Origin of the sequence: Staphylococcus ratti (genome assembly GCF_020883535.1) — a bacterium.
GTDB classification, from domain to species: domain Bacteria; phylum Bacillota; class Bacilli; order Staphylococcales; family Staphylococcaceae; genus Staphylococcus; species Staphylococcus ratti.
The window spans coordinates 1,744,594-1,767,793 of sequence record NZ_CP086654.1 but is presented as its reverse complement, the minus strand read 5'-3'; the positions used below and the strand labels follow the sequence as shown (position 1 = coordinate 1,767,793).

Annotated in this window: 17 protein-coding genes; 10 read left to right on the top strand and 7 right to left on the bottom strand. The window is 36.3% G+C overall.

Going from position 1 to position 23,200, the window contains the following annotated elements; genetic code table 11:
• Positions 1-83 precede the first annotated feature (83 nt).
• From LN051_RS08440 to LN051_RS08425, 4 genes are all read right to left on the bottom strand, one after another.
• Positions 84-710 carry a hypothetical protein gene (locus tag LN051_RS08440; RefSeq protein ID WP_229292101.1) on the bottom strand — a complete coding sequence of 209 codons (627 nt, stop codon included), beginning with the start codon at positions 708-710 and terminating at the stop codon, positions 84-86.
• 137 nt (positions 711-847) lie between these two features.
• A complete protein-coding gene (locus tag LN051_RS08435) occupies positions 848-1,792 on the bottom strand; it encodes a glycerophosphodiester phosphodiesterase (protein ID WP_229292100.1) in 945 nt (314 codons plus the stop codon).
• Between the two features lie 107 nt (positions 1,793-1,899).
• On the bottom strand, positions 1,900-3,273 hold the full coding sequence (gene argH, locus LN051_RS08430) for an argininosuccinate lyase (RefSeq protein WP_229292099.1): 1,374 nt from the start codon (positions 3,271-3,273) through the stop codon (positions 1,900-1,902).
• Positions 3,266-4,471 (bottom strand): argininosuccinate synthase, encoded by a 1,206-nt coding sequence (locus LN051_RS08425; protein WP_229292098.1) that lies wholly within the window; start codon positions 4,469-4,471, stop codon positions 3,266-3,268. Before LN051_RS08425 ends, argH begins: the two co-directional genes overlap by 8 nt.
• A 192-nt stretch (positions 4,472-4,663) precedes the next feature.
• Here LN051_RS08425 and LN051_RS08420 point away from each other — a divergent pair, with 192 nt between their 5' ends.
• From LN051_RS08420 to LN051_RS08390, 7 genes are all read left to right on the top strand, one after another.
• Positions 4,664-5,995, top strand: a complete 1,332-nt coding sequence (locus LN051_RS08420) for a glucose-6-phosphate isomerase (RefSeq protein WP_229292097.1) — start codon at positions 4,664-4,666, stop codon at positions 5,993-5,995.
• Positions 5,996-6,297: 302 nt separating this feature from the next.
• Complete coding sequence (lepB, locus tag LN051_RS08415) at positions 6,298-6,822, top strand: signal peptidase I (RefSeq protein ID WP_229292096.1); 525 nt, start codon at positions 6,298-6,300, stop codon at positions 6,820-6,822.
• A gap of 11 nt (positions 6,823-6,833) precedes the next feature.
• Entirely contained in the window at positions 6,834-7,397 is a 564-nt protein-coding gene (gene lepB / locus LN051_RS08410; protein ID WP_229292095.1) for a signal peptidase I, read from the top strand.
• Positions 7,398-7,618: 221 nt separating this feature from the next.
• The gene (addB, locus tag LN051_RS08405) at positions 7,619-11,068 is read left to right on the top strand and encodes a helicase-exonuclease AddAB subunit AddB (protein WP_229292094.1); all 3,450 of its coding nucleotides are present in this window, start codon (positions 7,619-7,621) and stop codon (positions 11,066-11,068) included.
• Positions 11,068-14,712 (top strand): helicase-exonuclease AddAB subunit AddA, encoded by a 3,645-nt coding sequence (gene addA, locus LN051_RS08400; RefSeq protein WP_229292093.1) that lies wholly within the window; start codon positions 11,068-11,070, stop codon positions 14,710-14,712. The genes addB and addA overlap by 1 nt, the downstream gene beginning before the upstream one ends.
• Before the next feature lie 78 nt (positions 14,713-14,790).
• A complete protein-coding gene (locus tag LN051_RS08395; protein WP_229292092.1) occupies positions 14,791-15,693 on the top strand; it encodes a fumarylacetoacetate hydrolase family protein in 903 nt (300 codons plus the stop codon).
• A gap of 243 nt (positions 15,694-15,936) precedes the next feature.
• Positions 15,937-16,326: a YisL family protein gene (locus tag LN051_RS08390; protein ID WP_229292091.1), complete on the top strand. Its 390-nt coding sequence runs from the start codon at positions 15,937-15,939 to the stop codon at positions 16,324-16,326.
• Between the two features lie 55 nt (positions 16,327-16,381).
• Here LN051_RS08390 and LN051_RS08385 read toward each other — a convergent pair whose 3' ends face one another.
• Both LN051_RS08385 and LN051_RS08380 read right to left on the bottom strand, forming a co-directional pair.
• On the bottom strand, positions 16,382-17,701 hold the full coding sequence (locus tag LN051_RS08385; RefSeq protein WP_229292090.1) for a CoA-disulfide reductase: 1,320 nt from the start codon (positions 17,699-17,701) through the stop codon (positions 16,382-16,384).
• The gene (locus tag LN051_RS08380; protein WP_229292089.1) at positions 17,701-18,540 is read right to left on the bottom strand and encodes a Cof-type HAD-IIB family hydrolase; all 840 of its coding nucleotides are present in this window, start codon (positions 18,538-18,540) and stop codon (positions 17,701-17,703) included. The genes LN051_RS08385 and LN051_RS08380 overlap by 1 nt, the downstream gene beginning before the upstream one ends.
• 111 nt (positions 18,541-18,651) lie before the next feature.
• On the opposite strand from LN051_RS08380, the gene LN051_RS08375 reads away from it, so the two are divergent.
• Complete coding sequence (locus tag LN051_RS08375; RefSeq protein WP_229292088.1) at positions 18,652-18,960, top strand: metal-sulfur cluster assembly factor; 309 nt, start codon at positions 18,652-18,654, stop codon at positions 18,958-18,960.
• Between the two features lie 234 nt (positions 18,961-19,194).
• Positions 19,195-21,804 carry an ATP-dependent chaperone ClpB gene (clpB, locus tag LN051_RS08370; protein ID WP_229292087.1) on the top strand — a complete coding sequence of 870 codons (2,610 nt, stop codon included), beginning with the start codon at positions 19,195-19,197 and terminating at the stop codon, positions 21,802-21,804.
• A 98-nt stretch (positions 21,805-21,902) separates the two neighbouring features.
• Here the strand turns inward: clpB and LN051_RS08365 are convergent, their stop codons facing one another.
• Positions 21,903-22,103, bottom strand: coding sequence for a DUF2929 family protein (locus LN051_RS08365; protein WP_229292086.1), 201 nt, complete (start codon positions 22,101-22,103; stop codon positions 21,903-21,905).
• A 149-nt stretch (positions 22,104-22,252) separates the two neighbouring features.
• Here LN051_RS08365 and LN051_RS08360 point away from each other — a divergent pair, with 149 nt between their 5' ends.
• On the top strand, positions 22,253-23,194 hold the full coding sequence (locus LN051_RS08360; protein ID WP_229292085.1) for a beta-ketoacyl-ACP synthase III: 942 nt from the start codon (positions 22,253-22,255) through the stop codon (positions 23,192-23,194).
• Positions 23,195-23,200: the final 6 nt, after the last annotated feature.

Here is a 23,200-nt window from a genome sequence, read left to right as displayed (position 1 = left end):
GGGAGAAGATAACGATACAGTATTGAGTAATACCAATTATTATTGCAAGTATAACTATTTTTAGTATATTATTTTGCATTTAACTATTGCCATCCAAAGTTAGTAATTGATCTTGTAAAAATGTTATAGTCCAACCAGATTCCTCTTGTAATTGGATAATTACTAGCTATACTTGCCAAATATCCTCCGATAGCTGCTCCAGCTGTTGCTCCTCCAATTCCACCAAACATTCCACCTAAACCTGTTGATCCTCCTGCAATAGCTGCTTGTTTTAATGCTTCAGCCTGGTGAGAATTTAAAAATACTTTAGCCCCCCACCAATATACTTTTATTGAATTAACTCCTTTAGCGGCACTTCTTGTTGATATTCCTTCTACAGTTATATTTCCTTTAGCTACTTTTGTATTTTTATCAATAATTAAATTATTTTCTGAAATCATATTATTACTTTGAGTTATATAAGTATTAGCTGTAGCTAATTCTTTAGCTGTTAAAGAATTATTAGCACGTGAGTCTAAAATAAATTTATTATTTGAAACAGTAACGTATTTATCTATTTTAATTTTTAGAGTACTAGTTAATTGATTTTTTTCTGGTGTTTGAGTTTGATTAAGTGATTGTGCTTTTACAGTATGAGAATTCATAGTTGGAGCTAGACCTACTAGTAACAGGGTGCTGGATAATGCAATTTTAATAGCCTTTGTTTTCATAATGACAACTCCTTTGTATTTTTTCACTTACAATTATATAATAAACCATTTATAGTATTAATTCCTTAAATTTACAAAAATTTAAAGAAAATTCAATTTTTCGTCCACGTTATGTAAACAAGAAAATTTTTGAATGCTTATTTCTTTTTGATAAGGTTACTATATAAATCAGGGTAGTTTGTGAAAACACCTGTAACACCATATGAATTTAAACGTTTCATATCAGCAACGGTATTCACAGTATAAGGATGTACATAAAACCCTAAATTTCTAAGATGCTTCGTATTTTTTCTATTTAAATCGTGATAATCAGGTCCGATACCTACAGCATACGTTTTTACCTTTTTTAAATCTTTTTCAGTCATTGTCGTCAATTGGCCAGCATCTGTTAGCTGGACAAGCGGTACATAAGGATTTATATGATGAATCTTTTGTAAACTTTCTTGAGAAAAGGATTGGATCACGACTTTACCGTTTGCCAACTGATTTTTCTTGTCTAAACCATAGCGATGCATCGTTTTTAGTAATTTTTCTTCCATACCTGGATAAACGTTAGGCGATTTTGTTTCAATATAGTAATTTGTTTTTGTGCCGTAACGCTTAAATATTTCATCTAAAGAAAGCACTTTTTGGCCGACAAATTTAGGGTTTTTATATTTAGGATATGCTTTATTAAACCATGAACCTGCGTCTAATTGTTTTAATTCTGCGAGTGTATATTGATCTACACGTCCTTTACCATTTGTCGTGCGATTTACGGTTTCGTCATGCATTGCAATTAGATGACCATCTTTTGTCATTTGCAAGTCTATTTCTAGAAAATCAGAACCCATCTCGTTAATGCTTTTATCGTAAGAAGCGATGGTGTGTTCTGGTGCATAGCCACTGGCACCACGGTGCCCAATAGTCACGTGTTTTTTATCTAAAACATTATGTACAGATGGGGATAATGGCGTTGCCTTGCCTTGATTTGTCGCACTTTGTACAGACCCAGCTTGCGCTTGTGAAGGGATTGCAATACCTCCAACAAGTAAAGTTGTGACTATGCTTGAAGAAACGATTAACCTAGAATAACGATTCATTATAAATCCTCCTTTGTTTTAGGTGGGAATACCCCTTTAAATTATAGTATATAGAATAAAAAAACAATAGGATTTAATGAACCTTTTAACTATTAACAAATTTTACATTAAATTAATGATTCGGCTACTGAAATTTGATGTTTCACTGCTTTTTGTCCGGTAGAACCATAACTTTTGCGTCGTTTTACAGCTTCAGAAGGGCGTAAATATGTGTAAACATCTTGATCAATTGCATTATGATGTTGCTGATAAACTTCTAGAGGTACGTCAAGTAAAAATGTATGATTTTGTATAGACCATAACACGATTTTTCCGACAATTTCATGTGCTTCTCTAAAAGGAACGTCTTTCATCACAAGATAATCTGCTAATTCAGTTGCATTAGAGAAATCTTTTTCTGTAGTTTCAGATAGGCGTTCAGTATTGACATGCATACTTTTCAGCATTCCCTCAAAGATGTGTAAAGCACCTTTAAGCGTATGAATCGCATCAAAGAGCCCTTCTTTGTCTTCTTGCATATCTTTATTGTAAGCGAGAGGCAAGCCTTTTAACGTCATTAATAGACTCATTAAATGCCCTGTCGTACGGCCTACTTTACCACGTATTAATTCTGCCATATCTGGATTCTTCTTTTGTGGCATAATAGATGAACCAGTTGAAAAGGTATCAGATAGTGTAATGAATTGTGCTTCTTCTGAAGACCAGAAAATAATTTCTTCAGCAAAACGAGACAAATGCACCATTGTTAAACTGATTGCATGTAAAGTTTCAACAATATAATCTCTATCACTGACTGCATCTAAGCTATTTTCATAAACAGCAGCAAATCCTAAAAGACGTTGTGTCTCAAAGCGATCGATAGGATAGGTTGTACCGCTTAATGCAGCTGCACCGAGTGGTGAAATATCGATACGTTTTAATGCATCTTGAAAGCGATTTTTATCACGTTCTAACATCCAAAAATAAGTCATAATATGATGTGCAAATGAAATAGGCTGTGCTCTTTGTTGATGTGTATAGCCAGGCATAATCGTTTCAACATGATGCTTTGCTAAGTCGATGATGGTTTTTTGAAACTTTTGAAGCGCAGCAATGATATGTTGCACTTCTTTTTTTGTATATAAATGCATATCCGTTGCAACTTGATCGTTTCGGCTACGGCCTGTATGCAATTTGCCGCCTACAGAACCAATACGTTGAATCAATTCATGTTCAATATTTAAGTGAATATCCTCTAAAGCATCTTGAAATTGAATGTTGCCGTCATGAAAATCTTTTTGAATCGCCTTTAAACCTTGAATGATAGTTGTACATTCGTCTTGAGTAAGAATTTGTTGATGTGCTAACATCGTTGCGTGTGCGATACTTCCTTCAATATCTTCATCGATAAGCGTTTGGTCGAAATGAATCGATGCGTTAAAAGCGTCAACCCACGCTTCTGGTTGTGCTTCAAAACGACCGCCCCATGCTTTTTTAGTCATTTTGATAACCTCCATTTTGCATTGCATTTACTTTCGTAGGTAGGCCATAAATATCAATAAAACCAACTGCAGAGGATTGATTAAAAGCATCTTCTTTTGTGTATGTCGCAAGGGATTCATTATAGAGTGTATAGTCTGATTTTCTTCCATTTGCAATGGCATGACCTTTAAACATTTTAATGCGGACGTCACCAGTAACGTGTTGTTGTGTTTGATCAACAAACGCTTTGAGTGCATCTGTTAAAGGTGAGAACCATAACCCGTTATAGACTTGTTCGGCAAATTGTTTCTCAATAACAGGCTTAAAATGTGCCACTTCTTTTGTTAACGTGATAGATTCCAATGCTTTATGAGCTGTTAAAATAACTTCTGCGCCGGGGGTTTCATATACTTCACGTGATTTTATACCGACTAATCTGTTTTCAATATGATCAATACGGCCTATGCCATGTTTACCGGCGATTTCATTTAAATGAAGAATTAAATCATCTAATTCGTAAGGTTGACTATCAATATGTGTAGGCAAACCTTTGTTAAAGGTGATTAAAATTTCTTCAGGTGTATCAGGTGTGTCTTCTAGTTCCTGTGTTAAATCAAAAGCATCTTTTGGAGGCGCAACAAAAGGATCTTCTAAAATACCACATTCATTGCTTCTTCCCCATAAGTTTTGATCAATAGAATATGGAGAGGCTTTGCCAATAGGAACAGGAATATCATGCTTTTTGGCATAGTCGATTTCTTCTTCACGGCTCCATCCCCATTCTCTCACCGGGGCTATAACATTGAGTTCAGGATTTAATGCTTTAATAGCGACTTCAAAGCGTACTTGGTCATTTCCTTTACCTGTACAACCGTGTGCTATAGTATTGGCATTTGTTTCGTGCGCGATTTCGACAAGTTTTTTAGCAATCAGTGGGCGAGATAATGCAGAAACTAAAGGATATGTTTGTTCATACATTAAGTTTCCTTTAATAGCATAGCCGACGTAATCTTCGCTAAATTCTTTTGTAGCATCGATAATATGAGATTCAATCGCCCCCATGTCTAGCGCTTTTTGATAGACTACGTCTAAATCTTTACCTTCTCCGACATCTAAACAACATGCTACAACATCATAGCCTTGATCAATTAACCATTGAACGGCAACACTTGTATCTAAACCACCTGAATAGGCTAAAACTACTTTTTGTTTATTCATTTGAATTCCCCCTAGTTGTATTTTTAATAAGTATAACGACAACTATAACACAAATGTTTTATTATGCAAGTATTTAAATAAATATACATTTAGAAGTCATCGAATTGACACTTTAATATGCGTTTGAAAATTGAAAATGCATGAAAATCTTAGTAGAATAACGATAGTTAGAAAATTTAGGAGGCGCAGTGCATGACACATATTCAATTAGATTACCAAAAAGCGTTATCATTTTTTGAGCAACATGAAATAAATCAACAGGCTGACCTTGTCAAATTAGTACACCACACAATTCATGAAGGTACAGGTGCGGGTAGCGACTTTTTAGGTTGGGTAGACTTACCAGTAGATTATGACAAAGAGGAATTTGCACGTATTCAAAAATCTGCAGAACAAATTAAATCAAATTCTGATGTACTCGTTGTCATCGGTATTGGTGGTTCATACCTTGGCGCGCGTTCAACAATTGAAATGTTAACACCGGCGTTTAAAAAAGATAATGAAACACCGGAAATCATTTTTGCGGGACATCATTTATCATCAACGTATACACAAGAATTGATCGATTACTTAGCGGATAAAGACTTTTCCGTAAATGTTATTTCTAAATCGGGTACAACTACGGAACCGGCAGTCGCATTCCGTATTTTCAAAAAATTGTTAGAAGAGAAATATGGTAAAGATGAAGCAGTTAAGCGTATTTTTGCGACGACAGATAAAGCGAAAGGTGCTTTAAAGCAATTAGCGACAAATGAAGGTTATGAATCTTTTGTAGTTCCTGATGATGTTGGCGGTCGTTTTTCTGTTTTAACTGCCGTTGGTTTATTACCAATCGCAGTAGCAGGTATCGATATTGAAAATATGATGGCTGGGGCTGCGCAAGCGCGCGAAGAATTAAGCTCAGAAGATGTAACACAAAATATCGCATATCAATATGCAACAATCCGTAACATTCTATACAGTAAAGGCTACACAACTGAAATGTTGATCAACTATGAACCATCTTTACAGTACTTCAATGAATGGTGGAAACAACTATTCGGTGAGTCAGAAGGTAAAGATTTAAAAGGCATTTATCCTTCAAGTGCGAACTTTACAACTGATCTTCATTCATTAGGGCAATATGTTCAAGAAGGACGACGTTTCCTATTTGAAACAGTATTGAAAGTAGAATCCCCTAAACATAGTATTACAATTGAAGAGGACGAAGAGGATTTAGATGGTTTAAACTATTTAGCAGGTAAAACGGTGGATGATGTTAATACGAAAGCCTTTGAAGGTACATTACTTGCACATACAGATGGTGGTGTACCGAATTTAGTCATTAAACTCCCTCAATTAGATGCCTTTACGTACGGCTATCTCGTATACTTTTTTGAAAAAGCTGTTGCTATGAGTGGCTATCAATTAGGTGTGAATCCATTTAACCAACCAGGTGTGGAAGCATATAAACAAAATATGTTTGCGTTATTAGGTAAACCAGGATTTGAAGATAAGAAAAAAGCATTAGAAGAACGATTATAAGTAGCTCCTTTCAACCCTAGTCAGCCTTGTGGGGGTGAGACGACGAAATCAAATAGATTTCTGTCTCACATCTATAATGAGAAGGTAACTGCTAAAAAGCACAGTAGCTGTCTGGATTGAAATTTCGCTTAGCAGCTCCTTTCAACCCTAGTCAGCCTTGTGGGGGTGAGACGACGAAATCAAATAGATTTCTGTCTCACTCCCTTTTTGTGTCATAATGAAGTAAGGTATAGAAATAATTAAAAGGTAGATCACTTCGATTTTGTAATAAATCTAGTTGTGTTTTTATTAAGGGGAGGAACATGGTGAAACGAATTTTCAAATATCTTTTGTCCGCAATTTGCGCCTGCATCTTTATAAGCTTTATCATTCTTTTTATTGCTATCCCATTTCGTGCTGACACTAATCGTTTAGCGCCTATCATTCAAAAAGATGAGCGCTTCATCGTCAATCAACTTGCGCCACGGCTCAATAACATTAATTATCATGATTTCATTGTATATAGAAAAAATGGAACGCTTCAGGTTGGACGTGTTATAGGTGAACCTGGTCAATCGCTCGCGATTCAAAAAAGTGAACTTTACATTGATAATCAACGTGTTCAAGATCCATTTATAAAAGATTTAGGTGTGACTTCTTGGTCTTCTAAGATGCTATCTGAACAAGAAAGTGATATCATTGCTCCAGGTCATTATATTGTGATGAATCAATTCACACGAACGACGACAGCAGAACCGTTTGGAACTGTGGACAAAAATGATATAATAGGTACGATTTTACTTCGTTATTATCCTTTCGAAAAAATAACTGCAAATTTTGAAGACTAGAGGTGTAGAGAGTGAAAAAAGAAACGATAGAATGGTTGATTTCAATAGGTTTAGCATTACTTATTGTCGGTTTGCTATATGCTTTCGTAATCAAGCCATATAACGTCAAAGGGGATTCTATGGACCCCACTTTAAAAAATGGGGAACGTGTTATAGTGAATAAACTCGGTAAAACGTTCGGACATTTAGAGCGCGGTAATGTCATTGTATTTCACGCAGATGAAAACAGTGATTATGTGAAGCGTATTATCGGTGTGCCAGGTGATCATATCGAATATAAACACGATGTTCTATATGTGAATGGGAAGAAAACAGCAGAACCTTATTTGGACTATAATATGAAGCACAAAAATTATGAAGAAATTACAGGTTCTTTCAAATCATCTGACCTTCCTAATAGTGGTGGCAAGTATAAAATACCGAAAGACAGATATCTTGTACTTGGAGACAATCGTGAAGTAAGTAAAGATAGCCGTGCTTTTGGCCTCATCGATAAAGATCAAATTGTAGGGAAAGTGTCTTTACGTTTTTGGCCAATTGGTGAATTTAAAGTAAACTTTAACCCAGATCATTAAAAATAGGACAGCTTCAGTAAGCTACGTCATAGTAACAAGAACAATAAGTATAGGCTTTTAAGAGTGAGACAGTTTCGTTGTCTCACTCTTTTTTTAGAAACGATTTGAGATATTACGACTTGAATGGATGATATGAATGAGGTGGGGAGACAGTAGAGTTAACTGAAGCGAGAATGCTATAATAAACATAAATTGTGAATGTAATATGAAGGGGTGAGGGCATGTTTCGGGTATTTTTAGGTCGTGCAGGAACAGGGAAAAGTACGACGATGTTAAAAGAAATAAAAGCGAAATTACGAGCGCAGCCTTTAGGAGATCCTATTGTGCTTATTACGCCAATGCAAGGGACGTATTTGTATGAGCGGGCATTCGTAAACGATGCAGAGTTACGTGGCAGTGTTCGGGCTGAGGTTTTGCACTTTGAACGATTAAGTCATCGTGTGTTTCAAGAGTTAGGTGGTGTGAGCGAAAAAAGATTATCCACGAATGCGATTGAAATGATGCTGTATGATATTTTACAAGCACAAAAAGCGAATCTTAAACTTTATCATGCGCAAACAGAATATTTGGGATTTAGTACTAAAATTAGGGAGCAAATTCAAGATTTTGAAAAGTATGCAGTTACTGCTGATATGGTACAAGAAGCATCAGAAAATCAAGCCTTTGATAAACGGACACGAGACAAGTTGCATGATATTGGCCTTATTTATGACCAGTTAATTCAAAATATGACGGATGAATTTATTACATCTGAAGCGTTAATGAATCGTTTTATCGAACTTATTCCAAAATCTGATTGGCTCGCACGCGCGGATATTTATATAGATGGGTTTCATAACTTTTCAACGCAAGAATATAAAGTGATTGAAGCGCTTGTTCAACATGCCAAGTCGGTATCAGTACTTCTAACGACAGATGGAGACAAAGATGCGTTTAGTATGTTTCGTAAACCTTCAGAGACACTTCAACATATAGAAGCCATTGCCAAACATTTAGATGTTAATTTGGAACGTCGCTCATTTTCAACAGTGAATCGCTTTAACAATCAAGATTTACAACATTTAGAAAGTGAATTTGATGCGTTAATCCCCCGTGTATTTGCGACAGAAATAGAATCACTGAACATTTTAGAATCGCCTACTACGCGTGATGAAGTTAATGAAATCGCGCGCCGTATTTTGAAAGATGTGCGTGAAAATGGTTATCGTTTTAATGATATTGCGATATTGTATCGAGATCCGAGTTATCCTTATTTACTAGAGTCAATATTGCCACAATACGATATTCCGTACAGTATTGATGTGAAAAAATCAATGACACATCACCCAGTGATGGAAATGTTACGTGCATTGATCGAAGTGCTTCAAACGCAATGGAATTTTGAGCCATTAATGCGTTTGTTAAAAACGAATGTGTTAACACGTACATATTCAGATAGTTTACATCGTATTGATATATTAGAAAATTATGCTTTAGAACGTGGCATTCGTGGCAAACGGTGGATAGACCCTAAATCTTTCACGTTAGAACAATTTGAAAAGATGGGGATTAAACGAAAAAAGATCGATGAAGATACGCAAGCGTTATTTGAGCGCGTAATTACACTCAAAGATGATGTGTTTCATAAATTGATGGCATTCGAAAGTGCGTTAAATGAAGGTGCGCATGCTTTAGATTATGCTACAGCTTTTTATGAAGTGATGGAATCATTCGAATTACCTCATCAATTGATGACTGAACGCGATATGTTAGATGAAATGGGAAAACATACAGCAGCTGAAGAGATAGACCAAATTTGGAATGGTTTTAGCCGCGTTTTAGATGATGTCGTGACGGTTTTTAAAACACAATCAATGACACTTCCAAGATTTCTTGAAATCTTAGATGTCGGATTGAATGAATTAGAATTTTCAATGATTCCTCAAACGTTGGATCAAGTTTCGATTGGAACAATGGATTTAGCAAAGGTAGATAATAAAAAACATATCTATATGATAGGGATGAACGACGGTGTGATGCCTCAAGCGCTAGCAGGTAAGAGCTTGATTTCTGATGATGAAAAGAAACAATTTGAAGAAGTGACTAAAACGCAATTAAGTCCTACAGCAGATATTTTACAAATGGATGAAGCGTTCGTATGTTATTACGCAATGACACGTGCGACGGATAAAGTGACGTGGAGTTATAGTTTGATGGAAAGTAGCGGTAGCGAACGAGAAATAAGTCCATTTTTAAATGACATAATGAAGTTATTCACACAACTTAAAGTGACGTATACTGAGCGTGAACATGAGCGTCATACAATGTCACTTGTAGCCCATCCACATCAGACCAAAGTGCATTTACTGGAATCTTTAAAAGCCGCGCTTGATGGCGCATTAATTTCAGATACGTGGTATGCAGTTTATTATGTGATGACACAACATGAGTCATTAGCTCATGGACTGAACCATCTTAAAACAGCACTTACTTATCGCAATGAGACGGTTCAATTGGATCAAGTATTGACCGAATCACTCTATGGTAAAGTGATTAATGCCAGTGTGTCGCGATTTGAAGGCTATCAAAGTTGTCCGTTTAAGCATTATGCTTCGCACGGTTTACGTTTAAACGAACGTACAAAATACCAACTTCAAAGTTTTGATTTAGGTACCATTTTCCATGATGTTTTACGTTATATTGCTGAGAAAGTTCAAGGACGTTTTAATCAACTTTCAACACAACAAATCCAACAGCTTACGGAAGAAGCACTGGCTAACTATTTACCTGAAGTACAATATAATTTGCTTAATTCAACATCGTATTATCAATATTTATCTCGACGTATCGGCGCAATTATTCAAGCGACATTGCATGCGATGAAACATCAAAGTGAACACTCTCAATTCAAGCCGATTGCATTTGAAAAGTCATTTAGAAAGCAACCTAGAAATGATAATGAATTAATGGCTCAACCGCTTCAAACGAAACAAGGTATCCCTATTAATATTCGAGGTCAAATCGACCGTATTGACATATACGAAACGCAAAATAAAAGTTTCATTAATATTATTGATTATAAGTCTTCAACGACGAGCGCTTCTTTAGACTTAGTCAAAGTGTATTACGGCTTACAAATGCAAATGATGACGTATATGGATATTGCATTACAAAATAAAGCACGTCTTGGACTATCATCTGAATTGAAGCCAGGGGGCTTTTTATATATGTATGTGCACAAGTTTAAAGATGAAAAGCGGACATGGTCTGATTTGAGCACTGAAAATTTAGAAACATCATTTTTAAAATCCTATAAATTAAGTGGTTTGTTGAATGGTGATTCGGATGTTATTGAGGCGTATGACAAGAGTTTAATTGACGGATTCAACTCAGATATCGTGCCATTGAGGTTGAAGAAGAATGGCGATTTTTACAGTTCAAGTAAAGTAGCAGATGAAACAACACTTTACAAATTAATGCAGCATAACAAACGCAATTTTGAAGCAATCGCAACGAATATTATGGATGGTCATACTGAAGTGGCACCACTTAAATATAAAGAAACGCTACCGTGTCGTTTTTGTAATTATCAGTCCGTATGTCATGTGGACAGTTTAATTGATGCGCCGAAATATAGAACAGTAGATGAAAAAATCAATCCGCTAGAATGTTTAAGAGAGGAGGGAGAATAATGCATATACCTGAAAAGCCACAAGGCGTGCAGTGGACAGACGCACAATGGGAAAGTATTTATGCGAAAGGACAAGATGTTCTAGTAGCGGCAGCAGCAGGTTCAGGGAAAACGGCAGTGCTAGTTGAACGGATTATTCAACGCATATTAAAAGATGGTATTGATGTAGACAGGTTGCTCGTTGTGACTTTTACTAACTTAAGTGCTCGAGAAATGAAGCATCGTATTGAATCTCGAATACGTCAAGCGATATTAGAAGATCCTTCCAACCAACATATCAAAAATCAAAGCGCAAAAATTCATCAAGCGCAAATTTCGACATTGCATAGTTTTTGTTTAAAATTAATCCAACAACATTACGATGTTTTAAACATTGATCCCAATTTTCGTACGGCGAGTGAAGTGGAAAATGTCCTTTTGTTAGAGGCTGTTATCGATGATGTTTTTGAAAAACATTACAGCATATTAGACCGCCATTTTATTGACTTAACGGAACAAATCGGCTCAGACCGTAATGACGAGCGATTGAGACAAATTATTAAAAGTTTATATTATTTTAGTGTTGCTAATCCTGAACCGGAAAAATGGTTAGATGAACTTGATGCACCTTATATCGATGCGCATTTACAGTCACATTATTTAAATATCATTAACCATTATATCCGACTGTATATGGAAGCGGCGCAAGATGCAATTGAACAAGCATATGAACAATTGCAAATGGTTGGAGATTTAGAAAAACATGTCCGATTTATCGACGACCACCGTCAGGCTTTACGACAGTTTTTGAGTGAAAGTGTGATAGATAAAGCCCAACTTCAAGAATATAAAGTAGGGCGTTTACCTAATAAGCCACGTGACATTGGTAAAGATGAAGTAATGAATACGCATTATGAGACGTTTAAATTGCATTACGATCAATTTAAAACATTTATTTCAAAAGTACAGCAAGAGCTTGCTGCTCGAGATGATGCAACATTAACAGCTGAGCTTGCACATCTTGCTCCACGAGTACGCTATTTAAGTCGTTTAACGAAAGATGTGATACAGGCATTTAGTGAAGCGAAACGTGCACGTAATCTATTGGATTTTACAGATTATGAGCATTTTGCTTTGAAAATATTGTATGACGAATCGGGTGAACCTTCAGAAGTCGCGAAGATGTATCGTCAGCGTTTTGAAGAAATTTTAGTCGATGAATATCAAGATACGAATAGAGTGCAAGAGAAAATCATCGCAAGCTTTAAACGTGGTAATGCCGCGAATGGGAATTTATTTATGGTAGGTGATGTCAAGCAATCCATTTATAAATTTAGACAAGCGGATCCAAGTTTATTTATTGAGAAGTATCAAACTTTTAACCACCCTGACCACGCGAGTGGTTGGCGTATCGATTTATCACAAAATTTTCGCTCGCGTAAAGAAGTTTTGAACACAACAAATTACTTGTTTCATCATATGATGGATAGTGATGTGGGAGAAATAGCGTACGATGATGCTGCGCGTTTATATTACGGTGCGCCCTTTGATGAAGTGGAAGTACCGGTGCGATTCAATGTTTTAATTGAAGATGAGGCAAGTGCGTTGACGGGGTCTGAACAAGAGGCACATTTGATCGCTTCACAAGTTGAAGCGATATTACAAACGCAAAAAGTCTATGATATTAAAACGCAACAGTATCGACCAGCAACGTATAAAGACATTGTTATTTTGGAGCGAAGTTATAGTAACGCACGCCATTTACAACATGTGTTTAAAGATAGAGACATTCCGCTTTATGTGAATAGCAAACAAGGATATTTTGAACAAACTGAAATACGTTTAATGTTATCTTTTTTACGCGTAATTGATAATCCATTACAAGATATTTATTTAGTGGGATTAATGCGTTCTGTGATTTTTCAGTTTACAGAAGATGAGCTCGCACACATACGTGTGGTGTCCCCACATGATGATTATTTTTACCAATCTATTAGCAACTATTTAGCATCTGAAAAGGCGGAGGCAGCCCTTGTAGACAAGCTTGAGCGTTTTATGGAAGATTTAACGGTTTATAGAACATACAGTCAAAGTCACCCTGTTTATCAGTTGATTGATAAAATTTTTAACGATTATTATTTAATTCAGTATTTCAGTGGATTAGTAGGTGGTAAAGGCCGCCGTGCAAACCTTCATGGCTTATTTAACAAAGCGGTTGATTTTGAACAGTCGAGTTTTCGAGGATTGTTTCAATTTATACGTTTTATCGATCAAATGATTGAACGAGGCAAAGACTTTGGAGAAGAAAACGTGATTGGTCCTAATGACAATGTGGTGCGCATGATGACTATTCATAGTAGTAAAGGTTTAGAGTTTCCATTTGTTATCTATTCAGGGCTAACTCGTGACTTTAATATGATGGACTTAAATCAACCGGTAATTTTGAATCAGCAAGAAGGACTAGGGCTTCAATATTATGATGAAACGCACGGGATTTTTTATCCATCCCTTATCTCGATGAGTATAGAGTTAATGAATCGAAAAGAAATTATTTCCGAGGAAATGAGATTAATTTATGTGGCATTAACGAGAGCGAAAGAGCAACTTTATCTCATAGGGCGTGAGAAAAAAGAAGAAAAGTTAATGCAACTTGCTCAAGCTCCGATAAGTAACAATCAATTAACGTCGTTATATCGTTTTAATGCTAAAAATCCATTTGAACTGATGTACAGTGTTTTAAGTAAATATCAAAATTCAGCATTAATTCCGTCTATGCGCTTTAAGGAAGGTGTCGAGTTATTGGATGCTTCTTTAACCCCGACACTTGAAATCAATCATATTGAAGCGCTTGATATTTTACCAGAGGAAAAGCATGAAACAGAACACGTGAATATGTCTGATTTGGATGAACACATTCAACTAGCAGCTAAAAACACACGTGATACGCAAGAAATTGAAGCACGCTTATTATTTGAATATCCATATAAGGCAGCAGAAAACCAAGCTTCTAAACAATCGGTATCTGAATTAAAACGACAGTTAGAAACAGAACAGGCGGATACCAATTATGACCGTGTACGTCAATATCGGTTAGGTGTTGCGGCGTATAATCGACCGACATTTTTAGAAGAACAAAAACGTTCGGCTTCTGAAATTGGAACGTTAATGCATAGGGTAATGCAACATTTACCATTTAAAAGAGAAAGGTTATCTGACAATGAGTTAAATGACTATATCGATTCACTAGTTCAGCGTGCAATGATTTCAGAAGATGCTGTCAAAGATATTCGCATCGATGATATTAAACGTTTTATTCAGAGTGATTTATATGAAACAATCGCACACAGTGATGCGCTTTATCGAGAATTACCTTTTGTCGTTAATCAACAAGATATGGAAGCGGATCAACATGTTTCTGATGCGGCCATCATTCAAGGTATGATTGACGTCGTATTTGTGAAAGATGAGCAGTACTTTTTTGTAGATTATAAAACAGATGCCTTTATTCGACGCAGAGGAATGACCGATGAAGAAATAGGTGAACAATTGAAAGAAAAATATCGCATCCAAATGAAATATTATCAAAAGGCTTTAGAAACGATAACTGGCAAACATGTGGCGGGATATTTGTATTTCTTCAAGTTCGGTGCCTTAGTAATTGATTAAATCAAAAAGCAAACTGTGTGATTTATCTGAAATTTTCGTTATAATGTGTGTAAGATATACGTTAGGAGCTGATTATGAATGAAATTTTTGTCATTCAAGCATAATGGTGAAACATCTTTTGGTGTGAAAGTAAAACGTGAAGAAGCAGCATGGGATTTAAGAAAAGTCTTCGCTGATTTTGCAGAAGGTGATTTTCATCCAAAGACATTATTACAAGGATTACAACAAAATCAAACGATTGAATTCCAAGAGCAAGTACGTAAAGCGGTAGTTGCTGCGATGGATAGTGGTCGTGGAGAAGACTACAAAGTAAAATTCGATGAAATTGAATTTTTACCGCCTGTCACGCCTACAAACAATGTTATTGCTTTTGGACGTAATTATAAAGCGCATGCTGAAGAACTCAATCATGAAGTAGATCGATTATATGTATTTACAAAAGCAGCATCGTCATTAACAGGCGATGAAACGACGATTCCAAATCATAAAGATATTACTGATACACTTGATTACGAAGGTGAACTCGGTATTGTGATTGGTAAGTCAGGTTCAAAAATCCCTAAAGGCCTCGCATTAGATTACGTGTATGGTTATACGATTATCAATGATATTACAGACCGTACAGCACAAAAAGCGCACGATCAAGCCTTTTTATCTAAGAGTCTTACAGGCGCTTGCCCAATGGGACCATATATCGTGACTAAAGATGAAATGCCAACACCTGAAAATGTTAACATTGTAACGAAAGTGAACAACGAAATTCGTCAAGATGGTAATACATCACAAATGATTTTAAAAATCGACGAACTCATTGAAGAAATTTCAAAATATGTGGCATTACATCCAGGTGATATTATCGCAACAGGTACGCCAGCGGGGGTTGGTGCAGGCATGAACCCACCAAAATATTTACAACCGGGCGACGAAGTGAAAGTGACTGTCGACAATATTGGAACATTAACAAACTACATTGAAAAATAAATTTTTGTTTTAAAGAGGTTGAGCCAACCTGTTTTTAGGACACCGCTTGTGCGTTTCCTAGAGCAGTCACTCGTAAAGGCTCAGCCTCTTTTTTTGGCAAAAACGACAGCGTAAATGTGCAAGTAAGTAAAGAAAAGGTTACTTGCTGATGTGTTTGAAAACGCTTTGTAGCGGTTATTTAAATGAATGAATACATTTAATATGGTATAATCAACAAAGTTATGTATTAAAGGAGGGGTTATTGTGGTTTTAATTAATCTTCATGTGATCAGTTGGATTATTTTGTTGATTTTATTTTTTGCGACTTATGAAAATTTTTCAAGCAAACAAGGTCCAACACCACTTTTTAAACCGTTACATATGGCAACGCGCTTATTTATGATTTTTGTTTTAATTACGGGTGTATGGCTTATTGCCAATGCGTTTACGAGTGCGGGTTCAAACCATATGTTACTAACATTCAAAATGGTATTGGGGATAGCCATTGTAGGTTTAATGGAAGTGTCTATTGCACGTAAGAAACGTAAAGCGCCAAGTCGTGGCGTATTTATTGCGACATGGGCGGTTACTGTATTGACAATTATTCTTGGTATTATTTTACCATGGGGACCGCTAACACAATTATTTCATTAATTTAAAGAAAGACGCCATGCATTGTCTACAATGTATGGCGTCTTTTTAAATGATGTTAAGGTCGTGCTTTATAACCTAGCATATTTAATGCGTCTTTTGGATGGCTATAAGGAGGGGCATAGGCTACTTCAAATTCAGTGAGTTCGTCTACAGTAGATTGGTGCATCATTGCCATTGTTAGTACATCAATACGCTTATCTGCGCCTTTTTGTCCTACAGCAACGCCTCGAAGTATTTGACGACTTTTTTTGTCATAGTAGACTCTTAAGTGAAGTTTAGCATTGTTAGGATAATAGCCTGCATGTGCCGTTTGTTTGACTTCTACCACTTCATAGTCAAAATGTTTTAATTCATTTGGAGCAATACCTGTACTTGTTAAAGTACAATCAAAGAATTTCACGATATTTGCCCCTATGAAACCTTTAAAAGTGATATTTTTATTTCCAGCAAGCTGTTCAGCGATGACGCTCGCACCACGATGTGCGCCCCATGCCAATGGAATATGTGCTGGGAGGTCAACGTGTCTATAATGGCTTGTTATAATATCACCGAGTGCGTAGACATCTGGTTGATTTGTTTGAAAGCGATCATTAACAGGAATGTAACCTTTATCATCGAGATGTATTCCCGAATTGTTTAAGAAATCGGAATTAGGTTTGACGCCAACCCCAGTAATAATTAAATCATATGTTTCTTGAAGCCCCGATGTAAACGTAACATTTTTGCCATCTATCGAAGCAATTTCTTCATTTAAGCGATAAGGTATCTTTTTATCTTTTAAAATATCGAAGATGACATGGTTCATATCTTGATCCATATGTTTATTGATGGCTTCTGAACGATGTATAAGTGTAGGTTTTAGGCCTCTTAAGTACATATTTTCTAAAACTTCTAAACTTACATAGCCACCACCGACAATGAGGACACGTTCCACGTGATTTTCTTCAATAAAACGCTCGATGGCATCTGTATCTTCCATATTGCGTAATGTGAAAAGATGAGGCGCATTAAAGTTCAATTGATTTGCACGTGCACCTGGGCTAAGGATGAGTGTGTCATAATGATCGGTAAATGTTTCTCCTGTTGAATGGTTTTTGACTTTTACCGTTTTTTGATGACTATCGACAGCAATTACTTCATGTTTTACTAAGACATCAATATGTTTTCTTTGTTTGAAATCATCAGGAGTGATTGGGAGTAAGTCATCACGAGAAGCAACGACATTTCCAAGATAATAAGGTAAACCACAATTAGCAAAACTCATATCACGATCTTTTTCATAAACGGTAATTTGAGCGTCGGGATCGAGACGACGAAGTTGACTTGCTGCAGTTGCACCACCTGCAACAGCACCTACTACAATGACTTTATTCATTATTGTACCTCCTCTTCAGTATCTTTATTTAAATTCAGTTGGAAAAAGTTATTCAAATATACGCCGATGCCATCGTCATTGTTTGAACATGTCGTTTCCTTAGCGATATGTTTTAACTCCGGAATGGCATTTGCCATCGCTACGCCGTGTTTAGCATACTTAATCATTTCGATGTCATTATCTTCATCACCAAAGGCAATGATATATTGGTGATCGATGTTGAGATATGATTTGACGATGTCTATCCCGACAGCTTTACTAATGCCTCTTTTGACGATTTCTATAACAGGATAAGGCGCGCCCCAACGGCGATGTTCAATGTTTTCAGCATAAAAACGTGTTAAAGTTTGTTTGATGCGAGGAATCATATGCTCATCAGCTTCTATCAGTATACTTGTAGGATCTTCGTTTAAAAGTTCTCGTAAGTCGCCAATTTCAATTTGAGCTTCTCCCATACTAAATCCTTCATATAGATTTTCATCATAGCGATCCAAGTACACATGATCTTTGACTTCAGCAATAATATTTTGAACCTCCATCTTTTTGAGCGTTTCAATAATACTTGTTGCAATGCCTTCATCAAGACGGGCATGTTGACACGGAAAATGTGGATCTTTAGGGTGATGGACGTAAGCGCCATTGAAATTTACGATTGGCGTATCCATGTTAAGTTCATCATAATAACGTTTACTTGCACGGAAAGGTCGCCCGGTAGAAATCATAATAGCATGACCTTGTGATTGTAAGGTTTTAAGTACTTTAAAAGTATAGGGTGAAATTTCTTTGTTATCATTTAATAACGTGCCATCTAAATCAAGGCAAATCAAATGTTGTTTCATAAATGTCTCCTTATGCTCAAGTTCGATGTAAGCCTATCATAGCATTTTATTGTCTTAATGTCTGAATTTTGATATATTGATGATAGTTATTACATTGGAGAGGTGAATCTCATGGAAGAGGCTTTAAAAGATAACATTTTAGGCGCTTTAGAAAACGTTATTGACCCTGAACTAGGTATTGATATCGTTAATTTAGGCCTTGTTTATAAAGTAGATTTAGATGATGATGGCCTTTGTACTGTTGAGATGACATTAACGTCAATTGGTTGTCCGATGGGGCCGCAAATTGTTGATCAAGTCAAAACAGCGCTAGGTGAATTGCCAGAAATTAAAGACACAGAAGTCAATATTGTTTGGAATCCGCCTTGGAACAAAGACATGATGTCACGCTATGCAAAAATTGCATTAGGTGTAAGCTAAAATAAATGATATTAAAAGTGAGAACTCCCTAAACGATATAGGGAGTTCTTATTAGTGTTGGCCAATGTTTGAAGTAGTAAAGAACGGCTAATGTTAATAGCGAAGGTGCACTTATTTAGTCAAAGTAAGTCAAACTAAACCGTTGCAATCCCAAATTTAAAGGTGTATAATGCAATTAAGGTCAAAGAAAGTCAAAGTCAAAAGACCTGTAAAATGAAAAAGGAGTGAGACATTTTGGATATTAATCAATTTACACATTCTATTCAAAATGCGCTTCAAAAAGCCATTGAATATGCAAAAGAATATCACTTAACGAATATAGAAATAGAAGCAGTTTTAAAAGCAATGTTAGAACAACCGGAAAGCTTATATCAAAGTGTTTTACAACGTGCAAATATTGATACAGAAGCTTTAAATAAAGCCTATATAGATAAATTAACAAATTATGCTACTGTTAAAGGCGATAATGTACAATATGGACAATATTTAGGTGCAAAAACAAATAGTTTGTTTAATAAAGCCGAACAATTTATGAATGAATATGAAGATACGTATGTTTCGATGGAGCATATGTTGAGAGCTGCTATAGAAATCGATGACACTACAAAACAAGCAGTAGGCAATAAAAAAGAAGCTATAATTGAGATTATTAAAAAAGTTAGAGGAGGGAATCATGTGACAACACAAAATCCTGAAGTGAATTATGAAGCATTAGCCAAATACGGTCGTGATTTAGTAGAAGAAGTACGTAAAGGGAATATGGATCCTGTTATTGGACGTGATGAGGAAATTCGAAATACGATTCGAATTCTTAGTCGTAAAACGAAAAACAATCCGGTGTTAATCGGTGAACCTGGTGTAGGTAAAACAGCAATAGTTGAAGGATTGGCACAGCGTATTGTAAAGCGTGATGTTCCTGACTCTTTATTAGATAAAACAGTTTTTGAATTAGATTTAAGTGCACTCGTTGCAGGCGCAAAATACCGAGGCGAATTTGAAGAACGTTTAAAAGCCGTTTTAAAAGAAGTTAAAGAATCTGATGGACGTATTTTGTTATTTATTGATGAAATTCATATGCTTGTAGGTGCCGGTAAAACTGAAGGTGCCATGGACGCAGGTAATATGTTAAAACCAATGCTCGCACGTGGTGAATTACACTGTATTGGGGCGACAACGTTAAATGAATACCGTGAATATATCGAAAAAGACTCAGCATTAGAACGTCGTTTCCAAAAAGTAAATGTAAAAGAACCAAATATTGAAGATACGATTTCAATTTTACGTGGTCTTAAAGAACGTTACGAAGTACACCATGGCGTACGTATTCAAGACCGTGCATTAGTTGCTGCAGCGGAGTTGTCAGACCGATATATTACCGACCGATTTTTACCAGATAAAGCCATTGATCTTATAGACCAAGCGTCGGCTACGATTCGTACAGAAATGGGTTCTAACCCAACAGAACTTGATCAAGCCAACCGTCGTGTGATGCAATTAGAAATTGAAGAAAATGCACTTAAAAAAGAATCTGATGAAGCGAGCCAAATGCGTCTTAAAGAATTGCAAGAAGAATTAGCGGAAGAAAAAGAACTTCAAGCTCAGTTACAATCACGCGTAGAAAGTGAAAAAGAAAAAATCGCAAAAGTACAAGAAAAAAGAACAGAACTTGATGAAAGCCGTAAAGCACTAGAAGATGCAGAAAATAACTATGATCTTGAAAAGGCAGCTGAATTACAACATGGTAAAATACCACAACTTGAAAAAGAATTGAAAGACTTAGAAGCTGCTTTCCAAGAAGCTCAAGGTGGAGACAATGACCACATTATTAGAGAAGTGGTGACAGACGAAGAAATCGGTGAGATTGTGAGTCAATGGACAGGCATCCCGGTATCTAAGTTAGTCGAAACTGAACGCGAAAAGTTATTAAATCTGTCAGACATTTTACACGAACGTGTTGTAGGACAGGGACGTGCAGTTGATTTAGTTGCGGATGCTGTTGTACGTGCACGTGCGGGGATTAAAGACCCTAATCGACCAATCGGTTCTTTCTTATTTTTAGGTCCTACAGGTGTTGGTAAAACAGAACTTGCTAAATCGTTAGCTTCAACATTGTTTGATTCTGAAAAACATATGATTCGCATTGATATGAGTGAATATATGGAAAAACACGCGGTTTCAAGATTAATTGGAGCACCTCCAGGTTATGTTGGTCATGATGAAGGAGGTCAACTGACAGAAGCCGTTCGACGTAATCCATATTCGGTAATTCTTTTAGATGAAGTTGAAAAAGCACATTCTGATGTGTTTAACGTGTTGCTTCAAATTTTAGATGAAGGTCGATTGACCGATTCTAAAGGTAGAAGTGTGGACTTCAAAAATACAATTATTATTATGACAAGTAATATCGGTTCACAAATTTTACTCGACCGTGTGAAAGATACTGGAGAAATTACAGCTGAAACAGAAAAAGCAGTGATGGAGAGTTTACACAGTTATTTTAAACCAGAAATATTAAACCGTATGGATGACATTGTATTATTCAAACCGTTATCTGTAGAAGATATGCAAATGATCGTTAACAAAGTATTAAGAAACCTAAATATGAGATTAACGGATCAACGTATCACACTAGATATTTCTGAAGAAGCGAAAAAATGGATGGGCGAAACAGCTTACGAACCACAATTTGGTGCACGTCCGCTTAAACGATTTGTACAACGTCATGTAGAAACACCGTTAGCACGTATGATTATTAAAGAAAATCTTCCAGAAGGCACAAAAGTTTTTGGCGATGTTGAAGATGGTGAAATGGTCTTTAAAGTAGAGAAAAACGATGAAGTATGATGTAGCGCATAGTCAAAGAAACTTAGCGTAAGATGTAAAATTATAAGAATGAATTGAGGGGCAAGGACAGCGAATGTCCTTGCCCCTTTGCTTATTCATTATTTTTGATTGCTTTTAGCAGGAGAAGCGGTTTCAGGTTTAATTGCGATATCAATCAACGCAACAACCACTACCATAAGTACAGCTAAAACAAGTGGTGCGATAAAGTTAAGTGGACCGCCGCCATTTAAACTGTTTAATACGAAATTTATCATCTCTAATAAGAGTACCGCCCAAAAAAACGTAAAGAAGTATTTCATTGAGATTTGCCTCCATTTATACTGATATTTCTATTATAATTGTCTTAGATTACTTTGTATAGTCGTGTCGGCATTTGACTTGTAATTTTTATTGTTTCTATGGTAAATTAATACCTGGTATTAAAAAACATGAAGAAGGTGTTCAAACCATGAATGTAGGAATTAAAGGATTTGGAGCTTATGCACCAGAACGCGTTGTTGATAACGCGTACTTCGAGTCGTACCTTGATACATCAGATGAATGGATTTCCCAAATGACTGGGATTAAAGAACGAAGATGGGCAGATAAAGATGAACAAACATCGGATCTCGCATATGAAGCCAGTGTGCGTGCGATAGAAGATGCAGGCATTGATAAAGATGAAATAGACATGGTTATTGTGGCAACTTCAACTGGAGATCACCGTTTTCCAACAGTAGCCAATATGCTTCAACACCGATTAGGTTTAAATAAAGTAGCCTCTGTAGATCAACTCGCAGCATGTACAGGATTTATGTACGGTATCGTGACTGCAAGAGCTTATGTATTATCTGGAGACTATAAAAACATTTTAGTAGTAGGCGCAGACAGATTGTCTGGTATTACTGATTTAGAAGATCGCTCTACAGCTATTTTATTTGGAGATGGAGCTGGAGCGGCTATTATTGGCGAAGTATCAGAGAACCGTGGTATTCTTAGTTATGAATTGGGTTCTGATGGTATTGGAGGCAAGTACTTATATCAAGAAAAAGGTACTGACTTTATCCGTATGAACGGACGAGAAGTATTCAAATTTGCGGTACGTATCATGGGAGATTCTTCTTTACGTGTGGTAGAAAAAGCGAATTTACAACCAGATGATATTGATTTATTCATTCCACATCAAGCGAACATCCGCATTATGGAGTCAGCGAGACAAAGATTAAACATTCCAAAAGAAAAAATGAGTGTCTCGGTGAATAAGTATGGCAATACTTCGGCAGCATCGATTCCATTAAGCATTTCTGATGAATTAAAAGCTGGTCGAATTAAAGATGACGATGTGCTCGTATTAGTTGGCTTTGGAGGCGGACTAACTTGGGGCTCACTAGTGATTCGATGGGGTAAATAGTAAAGG

What these genes read in the sequence shown, in the direction of transcription:
- LN051_RS08440 (WP_229292101.1), bottom strand. Translation starts at nt 710, where the DNA reads ATGAAAACAAAGGCTATTAAAATTGCATTATCCAGCACCCTGTTACTA.
- LN051_RS08435 (WP_229292100.1), bottom strand. Translation starts at nt 1,792, where the DNA reads ATGAATCGTTATTCTAGGTTAATCGTTTCTTCAAGCATAGTCACAACT.
- argH (WP_229292099.1), bottom strand. Translation starts at nt 3,273, where the DNA reads ATGACTAAAAAAGCATGGGGCGGTCGTTTTGAAGCACAACCAGAAGCG.
- LN051_RS08425 (WP_229292098.1), bottom strand. Translation starts at nt 4,471, where the DNA reads ATGAATAAACAAAAAGTAGTTTTAGCCTATTCAGGTGGTTTAGATACA.
- LN051_RS08420 (WP_229292097.1), top strand. Translation starts at nt 4,664, where the DNA reads ATGACACATATTCAATTAGATTACCAAAAAGCGTTATCATTTTTTGAG.
- lepB (WP_229292096.1), top strand. Translation starts at nt 6,298, where the DNA reads ATGGTGAAACGAATTTTCAAATATCTTTTGTCCGCAATTTGCGCCTGC.
- addB (WP_229292094.1), top strand. Translation starts at nt 7,619, where the DNA reads ATGTTTCGGGTATTTTTAGGTCGTGCAGGAACAGGGAAAAGTACGACG.
- addA (WP_229292093.1), top strand. Translation starts at nt 11,068, where the DNA reads ATGCATATACCTGAAAAGCCACAAGGCGTGCAGTGGACAGACGCACAA.
- LN051_RS08395 (WP_229292092.1), top strand. Translation starts at nt 14,791, where the DNA reads ATGAAATTTTTGTCATTCAAGCATAATGGTGAAACATCTTTTGGTGTG.
- LN051_RS08385 (WP_229292090.1), bottom strand. Translation starts at nt 17,701, where the DNA reads ATGAATAAAGTCATTGTAGTAGGTGCTGTTGCAGGTGGTGCAACTGCA.
- LN051_RS08380 (WP_229292089.1), bottom strand. Translation starts at nt 18,540, where the DNA reads ATGAAACAACATTTGATTTGCCTTGATTTAGATGGCACGTTATTAAAT.
- LN051_RS08375 (WP_229292088.1), top strand. Translation starts at nt 18,652, where the DNA reads ATGGAAGAGGCTTTAAAAGATAACATTTTAGGCGCTTTAGAAAACGTT.
- LN051_RS08365 (WP_229292086.1), bottom strand. Translation starts at nt 22,103, where the DNA reads ATGAAATACTTCTTTACGTTTTTTTGGGCGGTACTCTTATTAGAGATG.
- LN051_RS08360 (WP_229292085.1), top strand. Translation starts at nt 22,253, where the DNA reads ATGAATGTAGGAATTAAAGGATTTGGAGCTTATGCACCAGAACGCGTT.